The organism is Vibrio sp. 03-59-1 (genome assembly GCF_013114135.1).
GTDB classification, from domain to species: Bacteria; Pseudomonadota; Gammaproteobacteria; order Enterobacterales; family Vibrionaceae; genus Vibrio; species Vibrio cortegadensis.
In genome coordinates this window covers 243,831-267,333 of sequence record NZ_VTYA01000001.1, presented here as the reverse complement: position 1 = coordinate 267,333, position 23,503 = coordinate 243,831, and the positions used below count along the sequence as shown (strand labels likewise).

The 23,503-nt window shown below is 42.7% G+C and carries 15 protein-coding genes; 4 read left to right on the top strand and 11 right to left on the bottom strand.

The window, feature by feature from the left end:
- Window positions 1-222: 222 nt before the first annotated feature.
- On the top strand, window positions 223-1,170 hold the full coding sequence (locus F0249_RS01125; RefSeq protein WP_113798572.1) for a M23 family metallopeptidase: 948 nt from the start codon (window positions 223-225) through the stop codon (window positions 1,168-1,170).
- On the top strand, window positions 1,074-1,505 hold the full coding sequence (locus F0249_RS01120) for a polymer-forming cytoskeletal protein (protein WP_216599480.1): 432 nt from the start codon (window positions 1,074-1,076) through the stop codon (window positions 1,503-1,505). Before F0249_RS01125 ends, F0249_RS01120 begins: the two co-directional genes overlap by 97 nt.
- Before the next feature lie 123 nt (window positions 1,506-1,628).
- On the opposite strand, the gene pulA is transcribed toward F0249_RS01120, so the two are convergent.
- From pulA to F0249_RS01105, 3 genes are all read right to left on the bottom strand, one after another.
- A complete protein-coding gene (gene pulA, locus F0249_RS01115; RefSeq protein ID WP_367613429.1) occupies window positions 1,629-6,035 on the bottom strand; it encodes a pullulanase-type alpha-1,6-glucosidase in 4,407 nt (1,468 codons plus the stop codon).
- Between the two features lie 587 nt (window positions 6,036-6,622).
- Complete coding sequence (gene malE, locus F0249_RS01110) at window positions 6,623-7,801, bottom strand: maltose/maltodextrin ABC transporter substrate-binding protein MalE (RefSeq protein ID WP_017052235.1); 1,179 nt, start codon at window positions 7,799-7,801, stop codon at window positions 6,623-6,625.
- 312 nt (window positions 7,802-8,113) lie between these two features.
- Complete coding sequence (locus F0249_RS01105; RefSeq protein ID WP_171755559.1) at window positions 8,114-9,886, bottom strand: alpha-amylase family protein; 1,773 nt, start codon at window positions 9,884-9,886, stop codon at window positions 8,114-8,116.
- A gap of 373 nt (window positions 9,887-10,259) precedes the next feature.
- Between F0249_RS01105 and F0249_RS01100 the strand changes: the two genes are divergently transcribed.
- Window positions 10,260-11,405 carry a tetratricopeptide repeat protein gene (locus tag F0249_RS01100; protein WP_171755558.1) on the top strand — a complete coding sequence of 382 codons (1,146 nt, stop codon included), beginning with the start codon at window positions 10,260-10,262 and terminating at the stop codon, window positions 11,403-11,405.
- A 66-nt stretch (window positions 11,406-11,471) separates the two neighbouring features.
- On the opposite strand, the gene sstT is transcribed toward F0249_RS01100, so the two are convergent.
- From sstT to malT, 8 genes are all read right to left on the bottom strand, one after another.
- Window positions 11,472-12,692 (bottom strand): serine/threonine transporter SstT, encoded by a 1,221-nt coding sequence (gene sstT, locus F0249_RS01095; protein ID WP_017052239.1) that lies wholly within the window; start codon window positions 12,690-12,692, stop codon window positions 11,472-11,474.
- 306 nt (window positions 12,693-12,998) lie between these two features.
- Window positions 12,999-14,060, bottom strand: a complete 1,062-nt coding sequence (rsgA, locus tag F0249_RS01090; protein ID WP_171755557.1) for a ribosome small subunit-dependent GTPase A — start codon at window positions 14,058-14,060, stop codon at window positions 12,999-13,001.
- A 362-nt stretch (window positions 14,061-14,422) separates the two neighbouring features.
- Entirely contained in the window at window positions 14,423-14,866 is a 444-nt protein-coding gene (locus F0249_RS01085) for a copper chaperone PCu(A)C (RefSeq protein ID WP_113798562.1), read from the bottom strand.
- 6 nt (window positions 14,867-14,872) lie between these two features.
- Complete coding sequence (locus F0249_RS01080) at window positions 14,873-15,493, bottom strand: SCO family protein (protein WP_113798560.1); 621 nt, start codon at window positions 15,491-15,493, stop codon at window positions 14,873-14,875.
- Window positions 15,490-15,951 (bottom strand): hypothetical protein, encoded by a 462-nt coding sequence (locus tag F0249_RS01075; protein WP_113798558.1) that lies wholly within the window; start codon window positions 15,949-15,951, stop codon window positions 15,490-15,492. The genes F0249_RS01080 and F0249_RS01075 overlap by 4 nt, the downstream gene beginning before the upstream one ends.
- Window positions 15,952-16,091: 140 nt before the next feature.
- Window positions 16,092-17,015, bottom strand: a complete 924-nt coding sequence (locus F0249_RS01070; protein WP_171755556.1) for a DUF368 domain-containing protein — start codon at window positions 17,013-17,015, stop codon at window positions 16,092-16,094.
- Between the two features lie 456 nt (window positions 17,016-17,471).
- Window positions 17,472-17,627 (bottom strand): DUF3012 domain-containing protein, encoded by a 156-nt coding sequence (locus F0249_RS01065; RefSeq protein WP_017052246.1) that lies wholly within the window; start codon window positions 17,625-17,627, stop codon window positions 17,472-17,474.
- Window positions 17,628-17,701: 74 nt separating this feature from the next.
- A complete protein-coding gene (gene malT / locus F0249_RS01060) occupies window positions 17,702-20,410 on the bottom strand; it encodes an HTH-type transcriptional regulator MalT (protein ID WP_029203330.1) in 2,709 nt (902 codons plus the stop codon).
- A 545-nt stretch (window positions 20,411-20,955) separates the two neighbouring features.
- On the opposite strand from malT, the gene F0249_RS01055 reads away from it, so the two are divergent.
- The gene (locus F0249_RS01055; RefSeq protein WP_017052248.1) at window positions 20,956-23,409 is read left to right on the top strand and encodes a glycogen/starch/alpha-glucan phosphorylase; all 2,454 of its coding nucleotides are present in this window, start codon (window positions 20,956-20,958) and stop codon (window positions 23,407-23,409) included.
- Window positions 23,410-23,503: the final 94 nt, after the last annotated feature.

Here is a 23,503-nt window from a genome sequence, read left to right as displayed (position 1 = left end):
CGTGTCATGCGCAGTGAGTTAAGAGCTGATATTTATATCATGAATTGATGCCATCTCTTTAAGCAATAATGGAACAATTCGATGGTACGTTAGTTTGGCGCTAAATCACAAATTGAACAATAACAATGTGAATAGTGTGGAATTGATGAGCGATTCATTACGGGATAGAGCTTAAGATTGTTAGAATCGGCGGCTTCTAATGGTTAGCGACTTTTGGTAGTTATGAAAGAGAGAGTCATTGTTTCAGTATCCTCAGTGCGAGGGACAAAACATTACCATTTAAATAAGTGGTATCGCCATTGCCTGAAATGTGTCGGGTATTCGTTCATTGCGTGTGTGATTTCGGCTGGTGGTGCGATTTACTACTTGTCGAACGAAGTTGATTTTGCAAAATCTAAGCAACAAGAGCTCGTCAGTCAATCAATGACGTTGACTGAAGAAGTGACTTCTTTAAAAGATCTTAAACTGGATTTAGAGAGCGATCTGTTAGAGCGTGAAGAGCGAATGCATATTGTCTCTGACCGCTTAGGGGACTTAGAAAAAGTTCTCGGAATGAAAGAGAGTAGCGGAGAATTAGAATCACGCTTAGATACCGCAGCCATTACCTCTTCTGTCAGAATGGTGATGCTCACCCAGATTCCAAGTGGTGCTCCTGTACATAATGCGCGAATTTCTTCAGGTTATGGTAAACGCAAGCACCCTATCACAGGCAAAATAAAGACTCATCGCGGACAAGATTTTGCCGTAAATACAGGCACTCCTATTTATGCACCAGCAGACGGTGTCGTAGAAGTGACTAGGCCTAGTAATAAAGGCTCCGGTAATTTTTTACGCTTGCAACACTCTTACGGCTTTTCGAGCTCATACTCTCACTTGAAAAAGTTTGCAGTGAAAAGGGGCAATTTTGTACAGAAAGGCGACCTGATTGGTTACTCAGGAAATAGTGGCCTGTCTTCTGGTCCACATCTGCATTATGAAATTCGTTTTGTTGGCCGAGCGTTAGATCCTCGACCGTTTGTCGATTGGGGAGTAAATGAATTTGAATCAATATTTAGTAAAGAACGAGGTATCCGATGGGAATCTTTAGTAAACAAAGTCGAGCACAGAGTCAGCGCTCAGCTACAACTCTCATCGCAAAAGGTTGTGCAATTAGCGGACAATTCAAGCTAGAGAGTGATATCCAAGTTGATGGCGAGATTGAAGGTGAAATTCATGTCGCCAAGACTCTAGTGATCAGCCAAGAAGGTTGTATCCGAGGGGAAATATTTGCAGACAAAGTCATTGTGAACGGTTCTCTTGATGGTATCTGCCATGCCAATAGTGTTGAAGTGCTCAGTCAAGGTCAAGTGAGTGGTACCATTTACAGCGACAACTTAAGCATTGAACAAGGCGGTAAGTTTAGCGGAACGACTCACCCTGCTTCTTCAAACCAAGTTGTTGAACTAAAAGAAATGCAAGCCGGAAAGAGTGATGACCCTGAGATATTGGCGCAAGTGAACCAATAAACGATAGTGGCGTTGTAGGTGTCTGATTCTTTGGTAGAGAATACATAAGCCTATTTACAACAGAAATAAAAAAAGCCCCGAACGCCAATACGTTCGGGGTTTTTTATCGGTTAGTAGCTAATATTACTTGATACCTTCAGCCTTAATCGATACTTGTTTCGATAGAATATCGAACGTAACTGTATATGCCCCAGTTTCTGCTGGAGTGAAGGCGATGTTTCCATTGTTATCTGTTAGTGGTAATGATTCGTCAGCGACGGTGACAGCAGAGAAACCATGTTCACAATTGCCCCATCCACCACAAGTGAGTTTAAACTCAGTCGCTTCATCAGCGGTGAGTTCGCCAGTTGTGAAAGTCACTAAAGTTGCATCTTTAGAGTCAGTTGTCATTTGACGTCCATCAGCGTGATCCCAACCTCCAGCAAGTGTTCCTGGAATAAACCACGTTTTATCTTTATAGCTTTCTGCTAGTTTTGCATCCACCACTACTGGGTTTTCTGGGTCTGTTGCATCCAGAGAGAACTCGTACATACCCATGTCAGTGAAGTTTGATGGGCAGTTATCGTTATCACAGCTGATTTGATTATCCCAAGAACCCTTGGTGAATTTATAACCAGTATCGGCACCAAGTCCTAGTTGGACAGTGTAGAGACCGCTGTTAGTGTAAGGAACTTCAATTGCTGAAGGGTCCCAGTTTGCTTGCTCAAATCCACCAGCAATGTATACCTTGGTTTTACCGAATGGAGGTAAGTCTGCTTTTTTCAGTGCAACAGGTAAACCTAGACCGCGTGCATCACCACGAGCTTGAACAAAGACAGCTGTTGACCATGCTGGAACCGTGAAAGTACCATCGGCAAAGCTTGCATCTCCTGCAATGCCATCAGTTTTATGCTTGCTGCTCAGTTCAAAGCCAGTTAGTGCGATCAGTTTATCTTCATTGTCCTTAAAGTCTTTAGCTGTCTGTGCGTTAGGTGTTGCGTTAATCATAACGACGATAGCATCAAGGCTTGGATCTAAATCCACCGTTTGTGTCGTACCATTATCAATAGTCATCACAATTAAACCGGTTGTTTGGCCTTTACCTGTATTGCGGAAATCGACACGGTTCATGATTTCTTCAGCACTTGGCAGTGTCATCAAATCACTTGCTTTACGTAGAGTCAGTAACTCTTTGTAGTTCTCAAACATACGTTCCATATCAGCAGGTGTTGGCTGAGAGTTTACGTCATCTGTCGCGCGAGTGATTTGGTCGTAGTTCGCCGCATCTTTCTCTTTTGCTGGTAAGCCTTTATTCCAGTTGTTATCCGCTAGAGTAAAGTCAACTAGGTTGTACCAATCACCGTAATCGTAAGAGTCACGCTGCATCGATTTAGAACGAAGGAGTTCACCACCCATATGGTTAAATGGCATCGCTTGGCCTAGTAGAACAGTAGACATACCGATGGTTTGCATCTGAACACGTACCTCAACGGTCGCTTCTTCGGCAACTTTGAACATGTTGCTGTCCCAGAAGGTTTGGTTATCGTGTTTAGAAACGTAGTTTTGAATTTCCCAAGGTTGCTCTGCATAGCCTGCGTTTTGGCCGTTATAATCGATAGATGAACCGACTTGCGTGTTCCCCTCGAAATCAACCATCTTGAAGTTTTTAAGGTTACCCGCCATGCCTAAACGAGTAAGGTCAACTTGCTGTTGAGCACGCTTAACTTCTGCTGCCGATACGTTACCGTCCGCATCAAGCATTCGCTCGTTAGGAAGCGTCGCTGCACCCGTTGCAAAGCCTTGAGTTTCACGAATTGCATCACCGCTATCGAATGGGCTACCGCCACGTACCGCATCACGTAGACGATCTGAGAATGAACCAATACCAGTACCACCTAGGTTTGGTTGAGTCGCTTGAACGAAGCGTTTGTTATCTGCAACTTCACCAAAGTTCCAACCTTCACCGTAGAAGTAAACATCAGGATTCACTTCGCGAGCGGCAGCTAAAGTTCCTTTCATTTGTGACAGTGGGTGATGTCCCATCAAGTCCCAACGGAAGGCATCGATCTTATAAGCTTCGGTCCATGTTTGAACTGAGTCATCAATCAGCTTAGCAAACATCGCATTTTCTGGTGCGGTATTGTCACAACAGGTAGAAGTTTCAACAGAACCTGTATCGGGCACTAAACGTTGGTAATAAAGTGGTACGACTTTATCAAGTACTGACTTGTCGTTAAGGCCTGACGCGTTAGTGTGGTTGTATACCACATCGACGACAACGTTCATGCCAACATCTTCTTTAACCGACTGAACCATTTCACGGAACTCAAGGATACGTTTGCTACCTTCTGCATCGGTGGCGTATGAACCTTCTGGCACAGTGTAGTGGTATGGGTCGTAGCCCCAGTTGTAGCTATCGACAGCACGAACATATTCGTTTAATGCTTCAACAACAGCGTTGTCTTTATTGTCTTCTGTTTGAAGTTCTTCAAAGGCTTCTGCGATGGTGTTGCCACTGTCACAGTACTCTTTGAATTTGTCGTCGTTCTTGATTTCCGGTTTAAGTGAACACAGTTTGCTGAATGGTTGATCGATATTTGCGACTTGCGATGGGTCTTCGTTGATCGTTGCAATGTCAAAAACAGGCATTAAGTGTAAATGGGTCATCCCCGCTTCACTTAACTGTTTTAGGTGATCAACCGGTTTTGAGTCCGCTTCTGTAAACGCTAAGTATTTACCTTTGTTTTCAGTGCTAGCATCACGAGCAGAGAAGTCACGAACATGTGATTCGTAGATCACCATGTCAGATAAATCGCCATTTGCTTCATTTTGTGAATGAGGTGATTTTAAGCTATCCCACCCATCTGGTTTAAGATCATCAGAATCAAGGTCAACCGCTTGGCTGTATAGAGAGTTGGTCGATAGGCTGACTGAATATGGGTCAGTTACTTCGTAGCCGTAGCCTTTTTGTTCGCGAGGTTGGAAAACCTTCATCGCATAACGGTAGAATTGGCCATCAACCGTATCTTTCTCTAGCTCAACACTCCAGCTGCCTGACTTGCTATCTTCTGTCATCTCATGGCGAGATACAACGGACTTGCCGCTGTTGTAAACAACCAGTTCAACATCGGTTGCGGTTGGAGCCCAAAGACGGAAAGTAACGCCATCATCGCTGTAGATCGGGCCATACTCTAAGTCGGTCGCCGCTTCAGCAAAGATTGCGTCTAGAGCACCAGCATATTGAATCGCAGTTGATGAACGTAATTCAGAGGCTTCGCCATCAGCGCCATTACTTGAAGAGATAGCGACCATGCTACCTTTCATCAGGTTTGCTAAAGCTAAGTCAGCAGGAAGTGTCGGAATTTCAAACGCAGGGTAATCAGCTAAATGTGGGAATTTCGCTTTCTGTTCATCCGAAAGATCTGTACTCGTTAGTTTGATAGATGTACCGCTTACAACACCATCTTCCGATACGTCAAATTTACCATTAGGCGTGAACATTATTTGTACTAAGTCGGCACCTGAACCAGCTTTCCATACCATAGTGTTGTCATCTAAGAGGATGGCACCAACGGTATCAATGGTAAATTCAGATGATGGGCCACCTGTTTCAAACGCAAGTGCTCGGGTCGCGTAAGACGTTTGGTTTCCTGGGATATAAGTGACGCTTGGATTATCAGCAATATTTGAGATATCGATAACTAAGTCACTGTTAATCAACTTGTCTTTATTTGAGTTACGGAAAATGACATTGAAACATTGAGTCGGATCATCCGTTACAGGGATGTACCACACTGGACCAAATTCGTCAGAGTCGCTTGGAGTCACAGAGACATCATCCCAGCCATTATTGACCGCTGTAGGGTCGACGGCATTACAGTTACTGTTATTCCAAATATGTAGATTTAGGTTACCGTAGCCATCTTTATCGGCACCTTCTTCTTTGTAATCACCAAGTGCATCATAAAGGTTCAGTGCAAAGTAGCCTGACGCTGGAGCAGGAAGCTCATCAGGAGCGGAAACTTTCGGTAATTTTACATCCGTTCCCGTTTGATCTAGGCCGTGAGAAGCCATGAAGGTGTCTTGACGAGAGCCCGTGATTTTTGTGCCATTTGAAGCGACACCCAGTGATTTTCCTGCGTCATCAGCATCAATTGTGACAGGAACATCGGTCGAGCCATCTGAGATGTTACAAGCTCCAATGACATCTGCTGCGGTTAGAAGCCAAATTGGGCCAAATTCATCCGATGAAGTTGCGGTGAAACTTTTCTCACCGCATACAAGATTCCAATCAACCGTTTTTGTTACTGTTTTGAAAGTACTCACTGCAGGCGCGATGTAACTGACAACAACTTGATCGGCTGTTGGCGTTGGAGCCGCTGCTGGTAAATTAACACTCGGTGTTAGCTCGACTTCTCCTGGGGTTGAAGGAGCAGGGACCACTGGTGATGATGAGTCGCTATCGCTACCACAGCCAGTAATTACGGCCGCGGACAATAGCGGAATCATTGCCTTTGATAGGGTTGAAAGTTTAAAGAGTTTTGTATTCACGTTACATATCCATATTATGATGACTTTAATTTTAATATATTAAAAACATATGCCTTCTACTTAATGTGAACTTTATTTATAAAGTTATTTTTTTTGGGTTATTATCCATTTGGTAATATCCGAGTCACATTTTGTAGTGCATTTTTTAATGCAAATGTAGATCAATAGCTCAATTATTTTTCTGTTTTTATAAGGGCGTAGAAATAAGGTGGAGAAGAGGGGGATGAGTACTAAGCCTCCATTTAGTGATGAAAGGCTTGTTTTTCGACTGGTTACTTTACGAAGCAAATTAACATTATTGTGTGACTGGTTGAATGGGTGAAACAGTTATGCTCTATCTATTTTGTTGATTATAAATGATTATTTTAGATTTATCTATTGTTGGTAGGGTTGTGCTTTGGATGGGGATAGGTTAGCGGGTAAGGTTGTGACTTTATTGTTGCATTTTTAATTGGGCGGATGAGATATTAGACTGGCGGCGGTTATAAGTGATTTAAATATACAGGATAATGATGTTTTTGAGAGGCAATAAAAAAGGTACAGCCAATTGGGTGTACCTTTTATTATTATTTTCTAAACAACTTAAATTATTTGGTGATTTGTTTCGCTGCCATATCCAAGGCTTCTTTTACGGTTTGCTTTCCTTGCATTGCATTATCAATTGCAGCACCTTCTGCGAACCAATATGCCGTCATTTGAGGGATGTTTGGCATTATTTCGCCATTCTCCGCATTGATCATTGTTGACTTGATTCTTTCATCACTTTCTAAGATTTTTTGGAACGATTTAAGGGTTACAGCCCCTAGAGGTTTATCATCGTTCATGATTTTAAGTGATTCATCTTTGTACAAGTAATTTTCCAAGAACTCAACGGCTAGGTCTGTATTAGGGCTCGCAGCGTTGATACCAGCACTTAGTATGCCTACGAATGGATTGCCTTTACCACCGTTTAGGGTTGGTAGAACCGCGACACCATAATTTACGCCAAGTTTATCTAGGTTACCCCATGCCCAAGGGCCATTAATTGTCATTGCTGCTTCACCTTTAGTGAAAGCACCTTCAGCAACGGAGTAGTCCATATTTGGGTTAATTACCCCTTTATTTACCATATCCACTAGGAATTGAAGGCCGTGGACACCTGCCGCGTTGTTTACGCCAGTGCTTTTTGCATTGTAGCCTGTTGCCGTTTTTTCAAATGCAAATGCGCCACCAGAAGAGATCATTGGCCAGGTGAAGTATGCGTTCTTAACATCCCACATTAGGCCAGTTTTGCCTTGGGCTGCCATCTCTTTATGAATGGACTCAAGTTCTTCCCATGTTTTTGGTGGGTTTGGAAGTAAATCTTTGTTGTAAATAAGAGAAGGAGTTTCAATCGCAACTGGGTAGCCGACGAGTTTGCCGTCAAATGTTACGGCATCCCAACTGAAGTCTGCCAACTTGTTCTTGAACTCTTTGCTTGGGTTGATTTCATAAAGTAGGCCAGATTCAGCGTAGCCACCAAAGCGGTCATGAGCCCAAAAAATAATATCAGGACCGCCACCCGTTGCGGCAGCTTGTTGGAATTTCGCTTCTAATGAATCTGGGTGCTGAACTCGCACTTTAACGCCGGTGTCTTCTTCAAACTGTTTGCCAATAAGGGATAAGCCATCATAGCTTTTATCGCCATTGATCCAGATAGTAATTTCGCCTTCTTCCATCGCCATAACTGGTGATGCGATAAGAGTGGCAAGAGCACAGACAGATAAAGTTTTAATTGCACGTTTCATAATGTATTCCGTTATATCGAACGTTCCGTTAGGCGAAAAGATATCCAATTCACAGCTAGGTTCGCTCAGGTTTGAAGTGAGACAACTATTTGAATTTTTCGCTATTTTACGAGGTTGGATAGTGGTTGAGAAATAGGCTAAAGGTGATCTGATATAGCTAAAAACTATTTCATAGTAATTATGAGTGACGCTAATCAACATTTACACAGAATTGCGCTTGAAAAGTATTTAAAGAAGTGTGAGGAGGAACGGAATATTTTCTTGAGTAATATCGACCTAAAAATAGGGCACTTCGAAAAGTGCCCTAAAGATCTATTTTATTAAGCTAAACGCATATGATGCGAGAGGCGGTAAAGGAATGGAAAGCGACCCCACTCCCTCTTTGACGGTCAATAATAGTGACTGTTTCCCTTCGATTTGTTCAATGAAGTGATACTCACCATCGCTTAATTGCCATTTTTCTATTACATCGCCGTTTATGGTTAACGTTGGCTCTAAGCTTAATTGGCTATCAAAATTAGCCGCAACAATAACAACTTGGTGATGATCATGACGGGCGAACAGATACGTTCGTTGTCCAAGTTGCTGCTGGTTTCGGAGATATAAATCATCAAATTCCCCAGTCATGCAGGAAGCATTGAGAGAAAAGTTGAGCAAGCTCTTATAGAAGGTTCGCAGTGATTTTTCATTCTCAGTGAGCAAATGGCCATCAAATTTACCGTCATTCATCCATCGCTGATGATGTGGAACGCCGACATAATCAAAGATAGAGGTTCTAGACGGTTGTCCGAATCCGGCCTCTTCTGCGCCAGGTTCTCCCACCTCTTGACCAAAATAGATCATGGTTGGCGAACTACTCATGAGAGTGCTGATCAGCATTGCTGGGCGAGCTAAGTTTGCGTCCCCCGCGAATTGTGGTGAAGCAATACGTTGTTCATCATGGTTATCTAAAAAGTGCAGCATGTGATGTTCAATATCCGCCATGGCCGATTGGATATCAGAGATGTTTTTTGTGTCTCCACGCCCTTGGATAATATCTTTCAGTGAATCGTATAAATCCACTTTATCGTATAGATAGTCCATCTTTCCTTGATGAATATAAGTGCGATAAAGGTCGGGCTGATAGACTTCAGCCATCAAAAAAGCGTCGGGATTTTTCATTTTGATTGCCGAGTTCATATAACTCCAAAACTCCACGGGCACCATCTCTGCCATGTCATAACGGAACCCATCTACCCCTTTGTCGAGCCAAAATAACGCGATATCACGGAATTTTTTCCAAGAGTCAGGCACCTCTTTTTGTTGCCAAAAGGCGAAATGCTCTTGATAACCAAGCTCTTCATAGTGCTCTGGAAGTTCGTCAAAATCTTTGCTTCCATCAGGTCGAACACCATAATTGATCTTCACGGTCTCATACCAATCATCAAAGTTAGGCTTGGCAAGTCTTGAGCCATTTCCTGTCCATTTGGCTGGAGACTCATTGAACGGTGTGTGTAAGGAAGGATGTATTTCTCCGCCGAGAGGTAAAAATTGCATTGGGATGTCAGGTAGTTGAAATGCTTGTTTTGGGATGTAATAAAAGTTGTTATGGCGGTTATATTCGACGCTTGTGTCATCGTCATAGCCGAAGTCTTTCACATCTTCTGGGTTATTTAACCCTTTGTACTGACGAGCAATGTGATTCGGTACAATATCAATGACCACTTTTAAATCATGTTGATGGCTACGTTCGATGAGTTGATCGAATTCTTGATTTCGTTGAGCAGGATCGTCAGCCAAATCAGGGTTTACGGAGTAGTAATCTTTGACAGCATACGGAGATCCTGCCCGTCCTTTGACAACGCTAGGGTGATCATTGCTGATGCCATAATCTTGATAGTCTTGAATCACAGCATGGTGGGGTACTCCGGTATACCAGATATGGGTTATTCCGAGCGATTTTATTTCAGATAGTGCCGTGTGGGTAAAGTCACTGAATTTTCCAATTCCATTTTGTGCCGCCGTTCCCCATGGCTGATTGGTCGTTGATGTATTGCCAAATAAACGAGTGAAGACTTGATAAATCGAGAATTTGTTGTTTTTCATATTTGATATTACCTTGTGTTTCATCGCTTTAACCCAATTTCATGAATTAATTACACCGAGCCTACGGATAGGCTGGAGGTATGCATTATCTTTGGGTAAGTTATTGAAAGTAAGCCACTGTTTGTTGTTAGTGATTTTAGGCTAGCGAAATTTATTCTCGGATAAATCATCCTTTATTCATCTTTAGGGGCGTAGGGTTAGCTTTGAGGTCTCAGTTTTCAATTTTTATTGCATAATTGAGTGCTGTTTGTACAAATAGATGAGTGAATAATGCTCAAGTTTTATATAATCGAGCCGCTATAAAACTAATGATTACGTTCTGTTTAAGAGATTTTAAGCAGTAGTGCTGAATAACCATAAAAGAATGATATTTATGAGTACGATGGGAATTGCGATTGGAGCGACATTGCTTTCTTTAGTGCTGGTGTTCGTTTGGTTGGTTTCTCTCTCTTTAAGAAAGCAGAGAATCGAACAAGAACGCAAAGCGAGAGAAGTGGCTTATCGTAAAGCGATTGAAAAGGCAAAGCAGCAAGAGCAACAAGAACGAGTATTCAAAGCTGAAACTGGGCATGTACCAACGATTTTGTTTTTGGCTAAAGAAGCAGAACGAGGAAATTTGAAAGAAGCACTGTACTGGTACAACAAAGCGGCTAAATTGGACAATGTAAGCGGCATGTACGGTGTGGTTAGAATCAGTGATCGTGTAAAAGATGACCTTATCTTGAAAGAGCAGGCTAATTTTTGGAGATTAAGCATCGCTGCGGCTGATGGTGATAAGCACGCAAAATATGAAGCAGGCAAAGCCCTAATAGGTGGGCGAGGCACCGATAAAAATATACCTAAAGGTGTCTCTGTTATTGAAGAAGTGGCTGATGAAGGCAATGTTGAGGCAATGCTTTTTATGGGCGATTGGAGTATGTCTAAAGAGAACATGAATAAATCACCAGTGGCTTCTTCTGAGTGGTATCAGCTTGCGGCAAATAAAGGGAATAGTAACGGTCGTATCAAGTTAGGCTTGAACTATCTGCATGGTATCGGTGTTGAAAAAAGCCACACAAAAGGGTGTTACTGGCTAGAGCTAGCCGCTGAAAAAGGAAGTTATGAAGCGATGTATCATGCCGGTGAGGCATGGCGTGAACACGGCGCGAATGGCAATGCGATTGCGTATATATGGCTATTTCTTTCGGCTCACTTCGGTTATGAACCAGCACGGGCAGCAAGGGATGTGGTTGGTGGGATCATTGATGTGGAAACGGTCGTGGGGCTTCAAACTCTTTCAAAGCCGTTAATGAAAAAGTTAACAGAAGGGGCTGCCCCTAAGCACTCGATTATTCGAGCATTGAATAAGTTGTATAAGCGAGAAGAGTTCTTCCCTGAAAAATTAAGTTCTGAAGATATGCAGCCTGTTGATAATGTAGTTGTCGAAAGTGACGACGTTAATAAGTCTGCTTTCGATGTTAGTTTTGATTTTCTACCCAATAGCGATTATTCGGCTGAAGATAAATCGCAAACTAATTAGAAGTGTTCAAACTAGAAACCAAAAAAAGAGAGCAAAATGCTCTCTTTTTCATATTTATCGGCTAACTTATTGAGCCGCTTTCTTTTGCTCTGATTTACATACCGCAGCAGTGAATACTACGTCTGTTGAGCTATTTAGCGCCGTCTCAGCAGAGTCTTGAATCACACCTATGATAAAACCAACCGCGACGACTTGCATTGCTACGTCGTTTGAAATACCAAATAAACCACAAGCTAATGGAATAAGCAGTAGTGAGCCACCTGCAACGCCTGAAGCACCACAAGCAGATACTGCGGCAACTACACTCAGTAGTATCGCCGTCAGTAGGTCAATTTCAATACCCATTGTATGAACAGCAGCAAGGGTTAGCACTGTGATTGTTATTGCCGCGCCTGCCATGTTGATTGTTGCACCTAGAGGAATGGATACAGAGTAAGTATCTTCATCTAGCTTAAGCTTTTCACATAACGCCATGTTGACAGGAATGTTAGCCGCGCTTGAACGAGTGAAAAACGCAGTGACACCACTTTCACGAATGCATTGGAAAATCAGAGGGTATGGATTTTCTTTGGTTTTTACATACACAATGATCGGGTTAACCACGAGTGCAATGATCGCCATTGAACCAAGCAATACGAACAGTAGTTGAAGGTAACCACCAAGTGCTTCAAAACCGGTCGTAGCAAGCGTTGAAGAAACCAAACCGAAGATACCAAATGGCGCTAGGCGAATAATGAAACGGACGATTTGTGATACGCCGTGGCTTAAATCTTCAAAGACGGCTTTGGTTGTATCTGATGCATGGTGAAGAGCTAAACCAAGCCCAACTGCCCACGCCAAAATACCAATATAGTTAGCGCTCATTAACGCATTTACTGGGTTATCGACAAGTTTGAACAGTAGAGTATTTAAAACTTCCGCGATGCCTTGTGGTGGTGTTGTGCCTTCTGCGCCCGCAACCAGTGTCAAAGTGGTTGGGAACATGAAGCTCATTAGAACAGCGGTTAATGCAGCAGCAAAGGTGCCAAAAAGGTATAAAACAACAATTGGACGCATATGCGTGTGTTGATTTTTCTTTTGGTTAGCGATCGAAGCAGCAACAAGAATGAAGACTAAAATGGGTGCAACCGCTTTTAATGCTCCGACAAAAAGGCTACCCAGTAAGCCGACACTTTGAGCGCTACTAGGAGAAGCACTAGCAAGTACTGCACCGAGAACGATACCGGCGAGTATTTGAAGTACCAGATTGCCCCGGGCAAAGCGGGCGATAAGGTTGTTGTTTTGCATATATATCCCTGCAATTAAGTTAATTTATAAGTTTTATAGTATTTCAGTTATTTGCTAACTGAATATCTGACATATTAACTACACAAAATTTTGTGTCTAGGATTTTATTGAATATGGGATAAAAGCTTATCTTATGTTGATTTTTTGGGTGTTAAATGTTGATAAAATGATTTATTTGAGTGTTTTATTGCGCTGAAGGGGCGTTTGTCGATTTAGACGTCATTCATGGGGTTTAGCCGAATAGTGATTGGCTCAATGTCGGCTAGCGGGTTAAGGCTAGCCGATATAGTGACAGAGAGTGCTGCTCTAGAAGCCTTTCTTCCTACTTCGGCTTTCTGATTGCACATTTCTGTACATTTTTCCTAACTGTTTATAGTGGGCTCGTTGCTGAGCGAGTGTAGCACCATTACGAGCTTGTTCTCTGAGCAACTTTAAATAGTTGCTTAAACGACGCTGCTCTAGTTCCCCTGATTCCAAAGCCTTCTGTACCGCACAACCAGGTTCGGTCTGATGTTGGCAATCAGAGAAGCGACACTGCTTTGTTAACGCTTCTATATCGGAAAACGTTTCACTGACCCCATCAGCACAGTCGGCTAATTGAAGCTCCCTCATTCCCGGAGTATCCAGCAGTAACCCACCGTTTGGCATACAGTGGAGTGAGCGGGATGTGGTGGTATGTCGGCCTTTGCTGTCGTCCTCTCTAATGCCGCCCGTTTCTTGATCATCACTTTGCATCAAGGTATTCACTAAGGTCGATTTGCCAACCCCAGAAGAGCCCATAAACGCGACGGTTTGTCCTAACTTGCACCATGCATTCAAGGTTTGAACGCTGGCGTGATCAAGGCTATTCACGCTTTCAATCATAAGCATAGGGTCTAGATTTTGAACTTGTTGGCATTTTGCTTCCACATCATCGCATAGGTCTGCTTTCGTCAATACGATCACAGATTCGACCTGAGCTTCATTCGTCATTGCCAAATAACGTTCAATTCGACTTAAGTTAAAATCATTATTGAGTGAAACAACAATGAAGACCGTATCGATGTTGGCTGAGATATATTGCTCAGCCACTTTGCTGCCAGCGGCTTTTCGGCTAAACAGTGACTGTCGGTCTAGTAACCTAAGAAATTGTTGGTTGGCGTCCAGAATGATCCAGTCTCCAACCGTCATTAGTGGCTGGTTTTGATGGATTGGAAGGGATAATTCCCCTTGCTCTGTTGCTAATGTATAACTGCTTCTGTGATGCGCGGTAATGCGCGCGATGACATTTGATTCGTAGTCTTCGAGCGTCAGTTGTTGCTGAAAAACAGGCTGCCATCCAAGTTGTTGTAAGGACATTGGATGAGATAAATTTAGATTAGAATTCATTATTACGTATACCCCAGACGTGAAAATACGAACATTTACGTCTTAGAAAAATGTTAGGGTCGAATTCGAAATATGTCGGACCCCGGTTAAGTGACCGGGCAAAGAAAAGAAGAGGTGAAGTGTTTTATGTCTATAAACTGTTGATTGATTTGAACAGCTTAAAAATTGAGCACACGTTATAGCGTTTAGTTAAAAACCATGGGTTGAGTGCGTCGTTACCAATTACTTCTGCTTTTCTGCCTGGCTAGTCGTTTTCAATACAATCATGATTATTCCTCCAAAAATTTAAGATTAATTATTGCACGCAAAGCATAGCAAAAAGGGCGGGATAAACCAGCCCTTTGTTGAAATTTTTCACTGTATTAATGGTGCTTCATTCCACTCATTACTTTTTTAACTGGAGCTTGCATGGTCTGTTTTTCACCATTGGCAAAAGTAAGTTCAACATCAATACTGCTGCCTTCCGTTAATGGTGAAGCTAAGTCGAATAACATGATATGCAAGCTACCAGGTTTCAGTTCAACAGTTTGGTTTGCTGGTATTGTGATCTGCTTAACCTGACGCATTTTCATCATGTCGCCATCTTTTATCACATCATGCAGTTCTACTTTTCCTGCTGCAGGTGTTGTGGCAGAAACAAGCACACGATCGATATCTGTGTGGTTCATCAGAGAGACAAATACCGCGCTATTCACAGCCGTTGGTGGTGTTGCTCGTGCATAAGGGTGATGAGTCATGATGTCCATATTAGCTTGAGCAAGAGGGCTGAGTAATAGTCCTGTCAAAAGTAGGGTTTTGAGCTTCATTGATATTTATCCTTCTGAAGAGGTTTGGGTCAGAGTGTTTATCGCTTCCACGATTGGCGCCGGAGAAAGCGTATGTGGCACTTTTTTGATTAGCGTTCCATCGGGTTTTAAGAAATAGAAGTAAGAGCTGTGATCCAGCGTATATTCAAGTTGAGAACCTTCTAGTTCTGTTTTCCGGAAGATCACTCCATAGTGATGAGCAAGAGTTGTCGTGATCTCTAGAGGGGCCGATAGCCCTTCAATCATTGGGTGGAAATATTGCGCATATTTGAATGAGTCATCAGCGGCATCTCGTTCAGGATCGAGAGAGATGAAGATAGGGCGCAGTTGGGATTGCTGCTGTGGATCTATTTCATTGAGAGCGCCAGATAACATCGCTAATGATGTAGGGCAAACATCAGGGCAGCGCGTGAAGCCAAAATAGACAATACGAATGCGCGGATCTTGAGGATCGAAAATAGCGACTTCTTGATTATCTTTCCCAAATAATACGGTATTGGCTGCTTGTTGTTCTGCTGCGGCTTGTTGCTGTTCTAAACGAATAGACGCTTGTCCATCTAAATAGGCTTTGACACCATAGCCAAGAGCAAACGCAACAACGAGTATTAGTGACCAATTTCGGCTCATCTTTTCATCCTTAATGCAGGGTAAACGGTAGTTTTTCCATCGGTAAGCTCGCCTACCCATGTCATCTCATCAATGGTGCAGATAGGAAGAATAATCTCCCCTTGGTAAATTCCGTCGGCTATTTTGGCGAGGCTAAATCGAGCAGTCCCCATATTCATCTCAACCCCTTGCAGGTTTAGGACTAGCTGAGAAGCATCAGTATTTGGCCATTCGACTCTAAACACCGTAGGAAGTAAAGGTTGCGCAGCGTCTCGGCTGAGCGTCATACCTACTTGGTTTTGCAAGCAAGTTTGAGTCGTGACCATACAGTAGTCATCAATCATTTTTGTTTTTGGCTGAGAGACAAGTTTAGAGAGATCAGAGGCAAAAAAACCGATGCCCACCGCGAGAGCGATGCCGATGATTTTTGTCGCTGGATGTTGTAAGAAGGAAGCGTTGACCGATGAATCAGAAGCCATGTTAGAGCATCACGTGTAATTCTATAAAAGTAGATGCTATCACAGCTAATTGTAGGTGACTGTAATTATGGAAAAATTTGTGGTGACGGTCAGAAAGAAAAAGCGGAGCCTATAGCTCCGCTTGTTTTTAATCATTGGGGTTATGAATTTTGGTTGCGCTCTGCAAACTTTTCTAGTCCAAGAACTAACCCTATCGCGAAGCACATCATCACAATGGAGAGTACTAATTGGGAAGGCTGAGCTGTCACTGATTCGAAATCAAAAGGGGAGAGGTTGTGCTGAATTAAAGGCACCTCTTCACCTTTCGAATTGATACGCCAACTAATGGTTTCTTTCCAAGGCCAAATTTTTGGTAGGGTTCCAATCATCAATCCTGTTAAGAATATTAATGTGAAATCTCTAAACGATTTTAATAGCCAAGATAATACGTGAGAAAACGTAAGTAATCCTAGTACGCAACCAGTTAAGAACAACGCAAGTACGTCGATTTGGAAGCCTTTTACAGCCGCGAGTACAGGTGTATACATTCCAATTAATAGCAGAATAAAACTGCCTGAGATACCCGGCAGAATCATCGCGCATATCGCAATCGCACCTGCTAACAGAACATTGAGGCTTGTTGGCTCAAGTTGAAGCGGGCTGATAACCGTTATGCTGTAGGCGAAAATGACACCGAGTAGTAGAAACATAAATCTCGTGACATCTCTTTTCTCTATCTGTTTAAGGATATGGAAGACAGAAACCAGAATGAGACCGAAGAAAAAGGACCATAAGGGCACTGGGTGAGTGACAAGTAGCCATGAAATTAATTTTGCTAATGTGGCGATACTCGTGAGAACGCCTCCAAAAAGAGAGATTAGGAATAATCCATTTACATGAGCAAATGCAGATTTGAAGCCTTCTCGTCGCCATAGTCCAAACACGCTTGGGTTTATTCGGCGAATGCTTTCAAGCAAGGTGTCATATATTCCGGTGATGAATGCGATCGTACCGCCAGAAACGCCAGGAACAACATCGGCCGCCCCCATCGCCATACCTTTAAAAAAAGTGGTTAAGTAGTTCATTACTTTAACTAGTTAAATAAGAGTGCTGAGCAGTATACAAATATTCGTGTAGAAAAAATATGAATAAGGTGAGGATGTTGGCTTTGTGCTCACCATTGAGTCATAGCAACTGAATGCATTGCTTTTTGAAACGGTTCGCAAAATAGGAATGCAGTTTGCAAAAAAAGAATAAGAAAAATTGATTTATTGGGAGATACTACTAAAAATGGGTATTTAATAATTGGCACATATACTGCATAATCTATATCGACCCTTCTTAAGCCGAGGGTCACCTAGCCAACTGACGTTGTTAGTGAATAAATTTTGTTCACAGTATATATAAGCCAATTGCCACTTTTTGCGATTGGCTATTTTTTTGCCTGTAGCTTTACTTAAAGATCTATTTTTAACAGAACTATTTTTTAACAGAGCTTTTTGCTTAAAGATCGATTGAATAAGCGGGTGACGTGCGCTTGTTTAAAAAATACAGTGTGTTGCAAAATCTCCAGCTTCATTCGCTGTCCAATCGCCTTTAGGTTTATCTTGCATATCTTGACACCACTCTTTACTGCCGACTTCGGTACATGCCATTAATTGTCCTGCCATGAACAATACGATCAATGCTTTTTTCATTTTTATCTCCTTATTAGAAAGGCTGATGTTTTCGCACCAGCCTTATGTTTACATCTACTTTAGTTTATTTCGAGTTAATATCCCATCAACTGCAACAAGTTTTCAGCGGTACTGATCGCCTCTTTTCGGTTCGCTATATTGAGCTTTTGGTATAGGTTTCGAATGTGGGTTTTGATCGTTGTTCCGGCTACATCAAGCTCCTGAGCAATTTGTTCGTTACTGAAACCTGAATATATTAGGCCAAGAACTTGCCATTCCCGCTGGGTCAGAGGACTTGTCCTAACCAACTCAGGAATATTAGGGTGGTTGATCAGCTTTTCAATAAACTCTTCATCAAAGTGAACCGAACGGCTTCTTTGAGTTGTCGAGATGTCTTTCATTAACTGTTGAGCACGGTGACGTTCTAGATCGCCAAGTTCAAGTTTATTGCTGAGTTTCTCAAGTAGATGTCCAATCGTAGCGCCATCAACTAAGAAGTTGCCAATCATGCCAGTTTGATTGGTCATGCTCAGGGCTTCTTTCACCAACGCCTTGGCGCGATCTTCCTCTTGCAACTGAACGGCAAGTACTGCCTCAACGATTAAGTTGCGGTTTGTATCTGTGATCAGATTTGAATCAAGGGCTTCTTGAGTGAGAAAGTCTAATGCAGCTTGCGCTTGGTCGTACTGTTCCAGGCTAATGTGTGCGCGAACAATATTACGCCATTGCAGTTGACAGAAATGGTTGCTCGCTTTTTCTGGACGAACGGCGGTATCGAGCCACTCTTGTATCGCTTGCTTATTCCCTTTCGCTTGCCAATATAAAAGCAAAGAGAGTGAAGCGTTCGCTGTCCAATCTACGTGATAGGTTGATTGCTTCAGCAAATGTAGAATTTGATCGATAAAGCGTGATGCTTTGTCTAGTTCACCTCGCCCAATTGAGATTCGAGCAAGCATTGAATAGCTATGTAGATGTTTACTTGGAGAGTGATTACCTAAGATGTCGAGTCCTTTATATGAACACTCTTCAGCTTCATCTAAACGGTTCCAACACCACAGAACTTGCGCTCGAACCCGCAGTAGAAACTCATGCAAAGGAACATGTTGAAGCTGATGCTCTTCGATGAGTTTAAATGCTGATTCTTGAAGTTCAAATGCCGCTTGGACATAACCTTGAGCAATTAATATCTCGCTTTGCTGTAAAATTGCCCACAGTGCTTGATGGTAGACTTGGTATTGACGCGCCAGTTTTTCCGTTTGCTGCATCATAGGCAATGCTCGGCTTAGGTTGCCCAGCACATGGTTCACTTCGCCAACAACGGATGTTGCAACAATACGACTGCGATAGATGGTGCTATCCAGTTGGCTGAGTGCCAGTTCTGCCATTTCTAATGCGAGTTGAGGATTATTACTGTTAATCGCTACTTGCGCTCGTAAGGCATTGAACTCGCCTTGCTGTTGTGTGTTTAGCTCAATATTACGCTCTTTTCTCTCTGCTTCTGCTTCGGCTAAAAGAGTCCCAACTTGATCATAACGGTGCTGGCTTTGCGCTAACCATGCCTGAAGAATCGACAGTTTAGAATCACTGTATAACTGGTCTTTGGTTAGCTTTTTGATTGCAGACTCAAGAGCCGCTAACTCACCTTGGTTGAACATCTTCCAACCGTAAGTCGTTAAAATATGTGCGATCAAATCCCCATCATAGGCTTTTTGCGCATGATTTAGAGCTTGATGTGGTGTTTCGAGTTTTAACCACGCTTTGGCTGCACTTCGGTGTAGATCTTGTTCTTGTTGTGGAATTCGCGCTTGGCGTTCGTGTGACAAGAACTCTCCGAAAAGGTTATGGAAGCGATACCAGTTATGTTCACCTTCTAATGGGTAAATGAACAACCCGTAGCGGTTCAGAGATTCAATCATCCCTAGAGCATCATCACGCTGTGTGAGAGCGCAAACGAGTTCATCATTGAAATGATCAAGAACAGAACATTGCATTAGGAAGTGACGTGTATCTTGATCTAAAAGGTCAAATACCTCTTCGACTAAATAGTCCCATAAATGAGCGTGGCTAAATTGAGAAACCGATTCAGCTGATTGTGCAAGTGTGCGTTTTTGATGCTGGGCTTGTAAAGCGATTAACTGTAGTGCTGAAGGCCAACCTTCTACATAAGTGCGTAAATTGTTTGCAGTGGCATCATCAATCCCATCGGTGACTCGTTGATTGAAAAACCTCGTAGTCTCTTCAGTATCAAAAGCAAGTAACTCATTACCTATCTCAATCATTAGATCACGAACGCGTAGATTGGCCGTTCCAAGAGGTGGGGTCGCGCGACTGGTCACAATTAAAGTGAGATTGTCTGGCATGTGTTTCAAGAAGAAGCGCATGGCTTCGTGGATCTCGTCATTGGTGATTAAGTGATAATCATCCAGTACGAGGTAGCACTCTTGGTGAAAAGTGGACATCTCTGCGAATACTTCGCTAAAGAGTGAATGCAAAGACGAAAATTGACGGCGCTCAGCTAACACTTGCGAGTTAGGACAGGATTGTTGTGTCGCTTTATTTATCGACTGCAATAAATAGTTAATGAAGCGAAAGGTATCATTGTCGCTATCGTCAATGCTGTACCAACCGACATTAGGTTTGTCTGACAACCATTGTGCAGCCATGGTTGTTTTTCCATAACCAGCAGGAGAGCGAAACAGAACAAGCTTATAGAAAGGCGCTTGTTGCAGGAGGTCTAATACTCTCGGCCTCACTATAGCGTTATGCAATCGTCCGGGACGAGTCAATTTTGAAGGAATCCACATGTCTTTAATTCAGCCTGTAAGGGTTGGTTATTATTGTTAGACAAAGTCTATAAAAATACTTCGAAAATACGTTCTATTTAGAATATTACTGGATTAAAAAGTCTACAGACTTTGATCCACTTCGTAATTATGACGCCTTGGTGGTTTTTGGTGCATCTACGCCCTTTAATTGTGAACCTTATCACCTAATGTTTGCATTATAATATTATTCGGGCACTACTTTTGCGCGAGAAGTTATGCAAGTTATGTAATATCCGAGTTCTAAGCGTGATCCGAATGGCATATTTAATAATTGTTTTTAGAGGTCAAATCAGAAATTTCATCAAGTTTTAATAGAGTGAAATCGTAGCTGGTGTGATCGCAATCACTCCTATATTAGTGATTCGTAATCAACATGGGATTTAGATCACTAACTAGGTGCTAGTACGCCCTCTACGCCCTGACTCCTCCTCCTTGTATCGAGCAAAACTAGGAGGATGCTTAGTTATAAGAGAGCGTGCAAGATATGGCACAGATGGATTAAAAACTACAGTGAGACTTTGGTAATGAAACCTACTCAACAAAAAAAATTCGACAAAGTGTCGTTCCAAGAAAGTGTTAAAAAGCATTTATCAGCAACATACGCAACAACAGTAGATACTGCCGATAGCCGTTCATGGTATCTAGCAATGGGCCGTGCGCTTGCTGAACTAACAACATTCGATTTGTTAGAAACAGAGAACGATGAAAAGATTAAAAATGCAAAAAGCTTAAACTATTTATCGCTTGAATTCTTGATTGGCCGTCTGACAGGTAACAACCTTATCAGCATGGGTCTGTATGAAGAAATTACAGGTGCTATGGAAGAGTTAGGCCAAAATCTAACTGACCTTCTAGAAGAAGAACGCGACCCATCACTAGGCAATGGTGGTCTTGGTCGTCTAGCTGCTTGTTTCATGGATTCTTGTGCCGCTCAAGAATACCCAACAGTAGGTTACGGTCTTCACTATGAATACGGTCTATTCAAACAGTCTTTCCAAGACGGTCGTCAACAAGAAGCACCAGACGCATGGCGTGGTGTTGAAGGTTACCCTTGGGAAGTTGCTCGTCCAGAGCTAGCACAACACATTGGTTTTTACGGTCATGTAGACGTTGAATTCATTGACGGTAAAGAAGTACGTACTTGGGTTCCAGGTATGGAAGTAAAAGCAATGCCTTGGGATCTACCTATCGTAGGTTACGAATCAAACACGGTTTACCCACTGCGTCTTTGGGAATGTCAGGCAATTGCACCATTCTCACTAGCAAGCTTTAACAACGGTGATTACTTCGAAGCGCAACACTCGCTCATCGATGCAGGTAACATCACTAAAGTACTTTACCCGAACGACAACCACGAGAAAGGTAAGACACTGCGTCTGATGCAGCAGTACTTCCACTCAGCAGCGTCTGTTCGAGATATTCTGCGTCGTCACGAAGCAGCAGGTTTCTCTCTAGAAGATCTGCCTAAGCAAGAAACGATTCAGCTTAACGATACGCACCCAACGATCGCAATTCCTGAATTGATGCGCATCCTAATCGATGAGAAAGGTCTATCTTGGGACCAAGCTTGGGAAATCAGTGCTCACACGTTCGCATACACGAACCACACACTACTTCCAGAAGCACTTGAGACGTGGTCTGAATCACTGATTCAACGCCTACTTCCACGTCACATGGAAATCATTTTTGAAATCAACCACCGCTTCATGCAAGAAGTTCGCAAGATGTGGCCTGGTGACGGTGAGAAGCAAGCGAAGCTTTCTATCATCCAAGAAGGTTTCCACCGTATGGTTCGCATGGCAAACCTATGTGTGATTGGTTCTTACAAAGTAAACGGTGTAGCAGCACTGCACTCTCAATTGGTTAAGAAAGACTTGTTCCCTGAGTTCAACGAAATCTTCCCAGGTAAACTGACTAATGTAACGAACGGTATCACACCACGTCGTTGGTTGAAGTTCTGTAACCCAGGCCTATCTAAGCTAATTACTGGTAAGATCGGCACTGAGTGGCCTGCTAAACTTGAGCAGCTTGAAGGCATCGCTAAGTTTGCAACAGACGCGAAATTCCAAAAAGAGTTCATGGCTGTTAAGAAAGAAAACAAACAGCGCCTTGCTGATTGGGTTTCTGAAAACATGGGTATCGAACTTGATACTAACGCTATCTTCGACGTGCAAATCAAACGTCTACATGAATACAAGCGTCAGCATCTAGATTTGCTACACATTCTATCTCTGTACCACCGTATTCTTAACGAACCTGGTTTCGAGTGTGAGCCACGCGTATGTTTCTTCGCAGCGAAAGCAGCACCGGGTTATCACCTAGCGAAAGAGATCATCTTCGCGGTTAACAAGATTGCAGAGAAGATCAACAACGATCCTCGCATCGGTAACAAGCTTAAAGTGGTATTCATCCCTGACTACCGTGTAAGCATGGCTGAAATCATCATCCCTGCAGCAGACGTTTCTCAGCAAATTTCACTTGCAGGTAAAGAAGCTTCTGGTACGGGCAACATGAAGATGGCTCTAAACGGCGCATTAACTATCGGTACGATGGATGGTGCGAACGTTGAGATTCGTGAAGAAGTTGGCGATGAAAACATCTACATCTTCGGCCTAGAAGTTGAAGGTGTTCAAGCTCTGAAAGCTCAGGGTTACAACCCATACGATTACTATAATGCTGACCCTTTACTGAAAGCATCGTTAGATTTACTGACTGGCGAAGAGTTCACTCCAGGTCAACCAGGTCTTCTACGTGCAACATTTGATAGCCTGCTAGATGGTGGTGACCCTTACCTATGTCTTGCGGACTTTGCATCTTATGTTCAAGCTCACGAAGATATGGGCAAGCAGTACAAAGACCAAGCAGGTTGGGCTAAGAAAGCGATTCTTAACACGGCATTGGTTGGTAAATTCACGTCAGATCGCTCAATACGCGACTACGTGAACAACATCTGGAAACTAGAAGCAGTAAACCGCTAATAGAAAGAAGCCAAGGTAACCATTGTTGCCTTGGCTTTTCTGACATTGATTTCAATTGTCATTATAAAAAGAAAGACCAATAGATAGTTTTAAC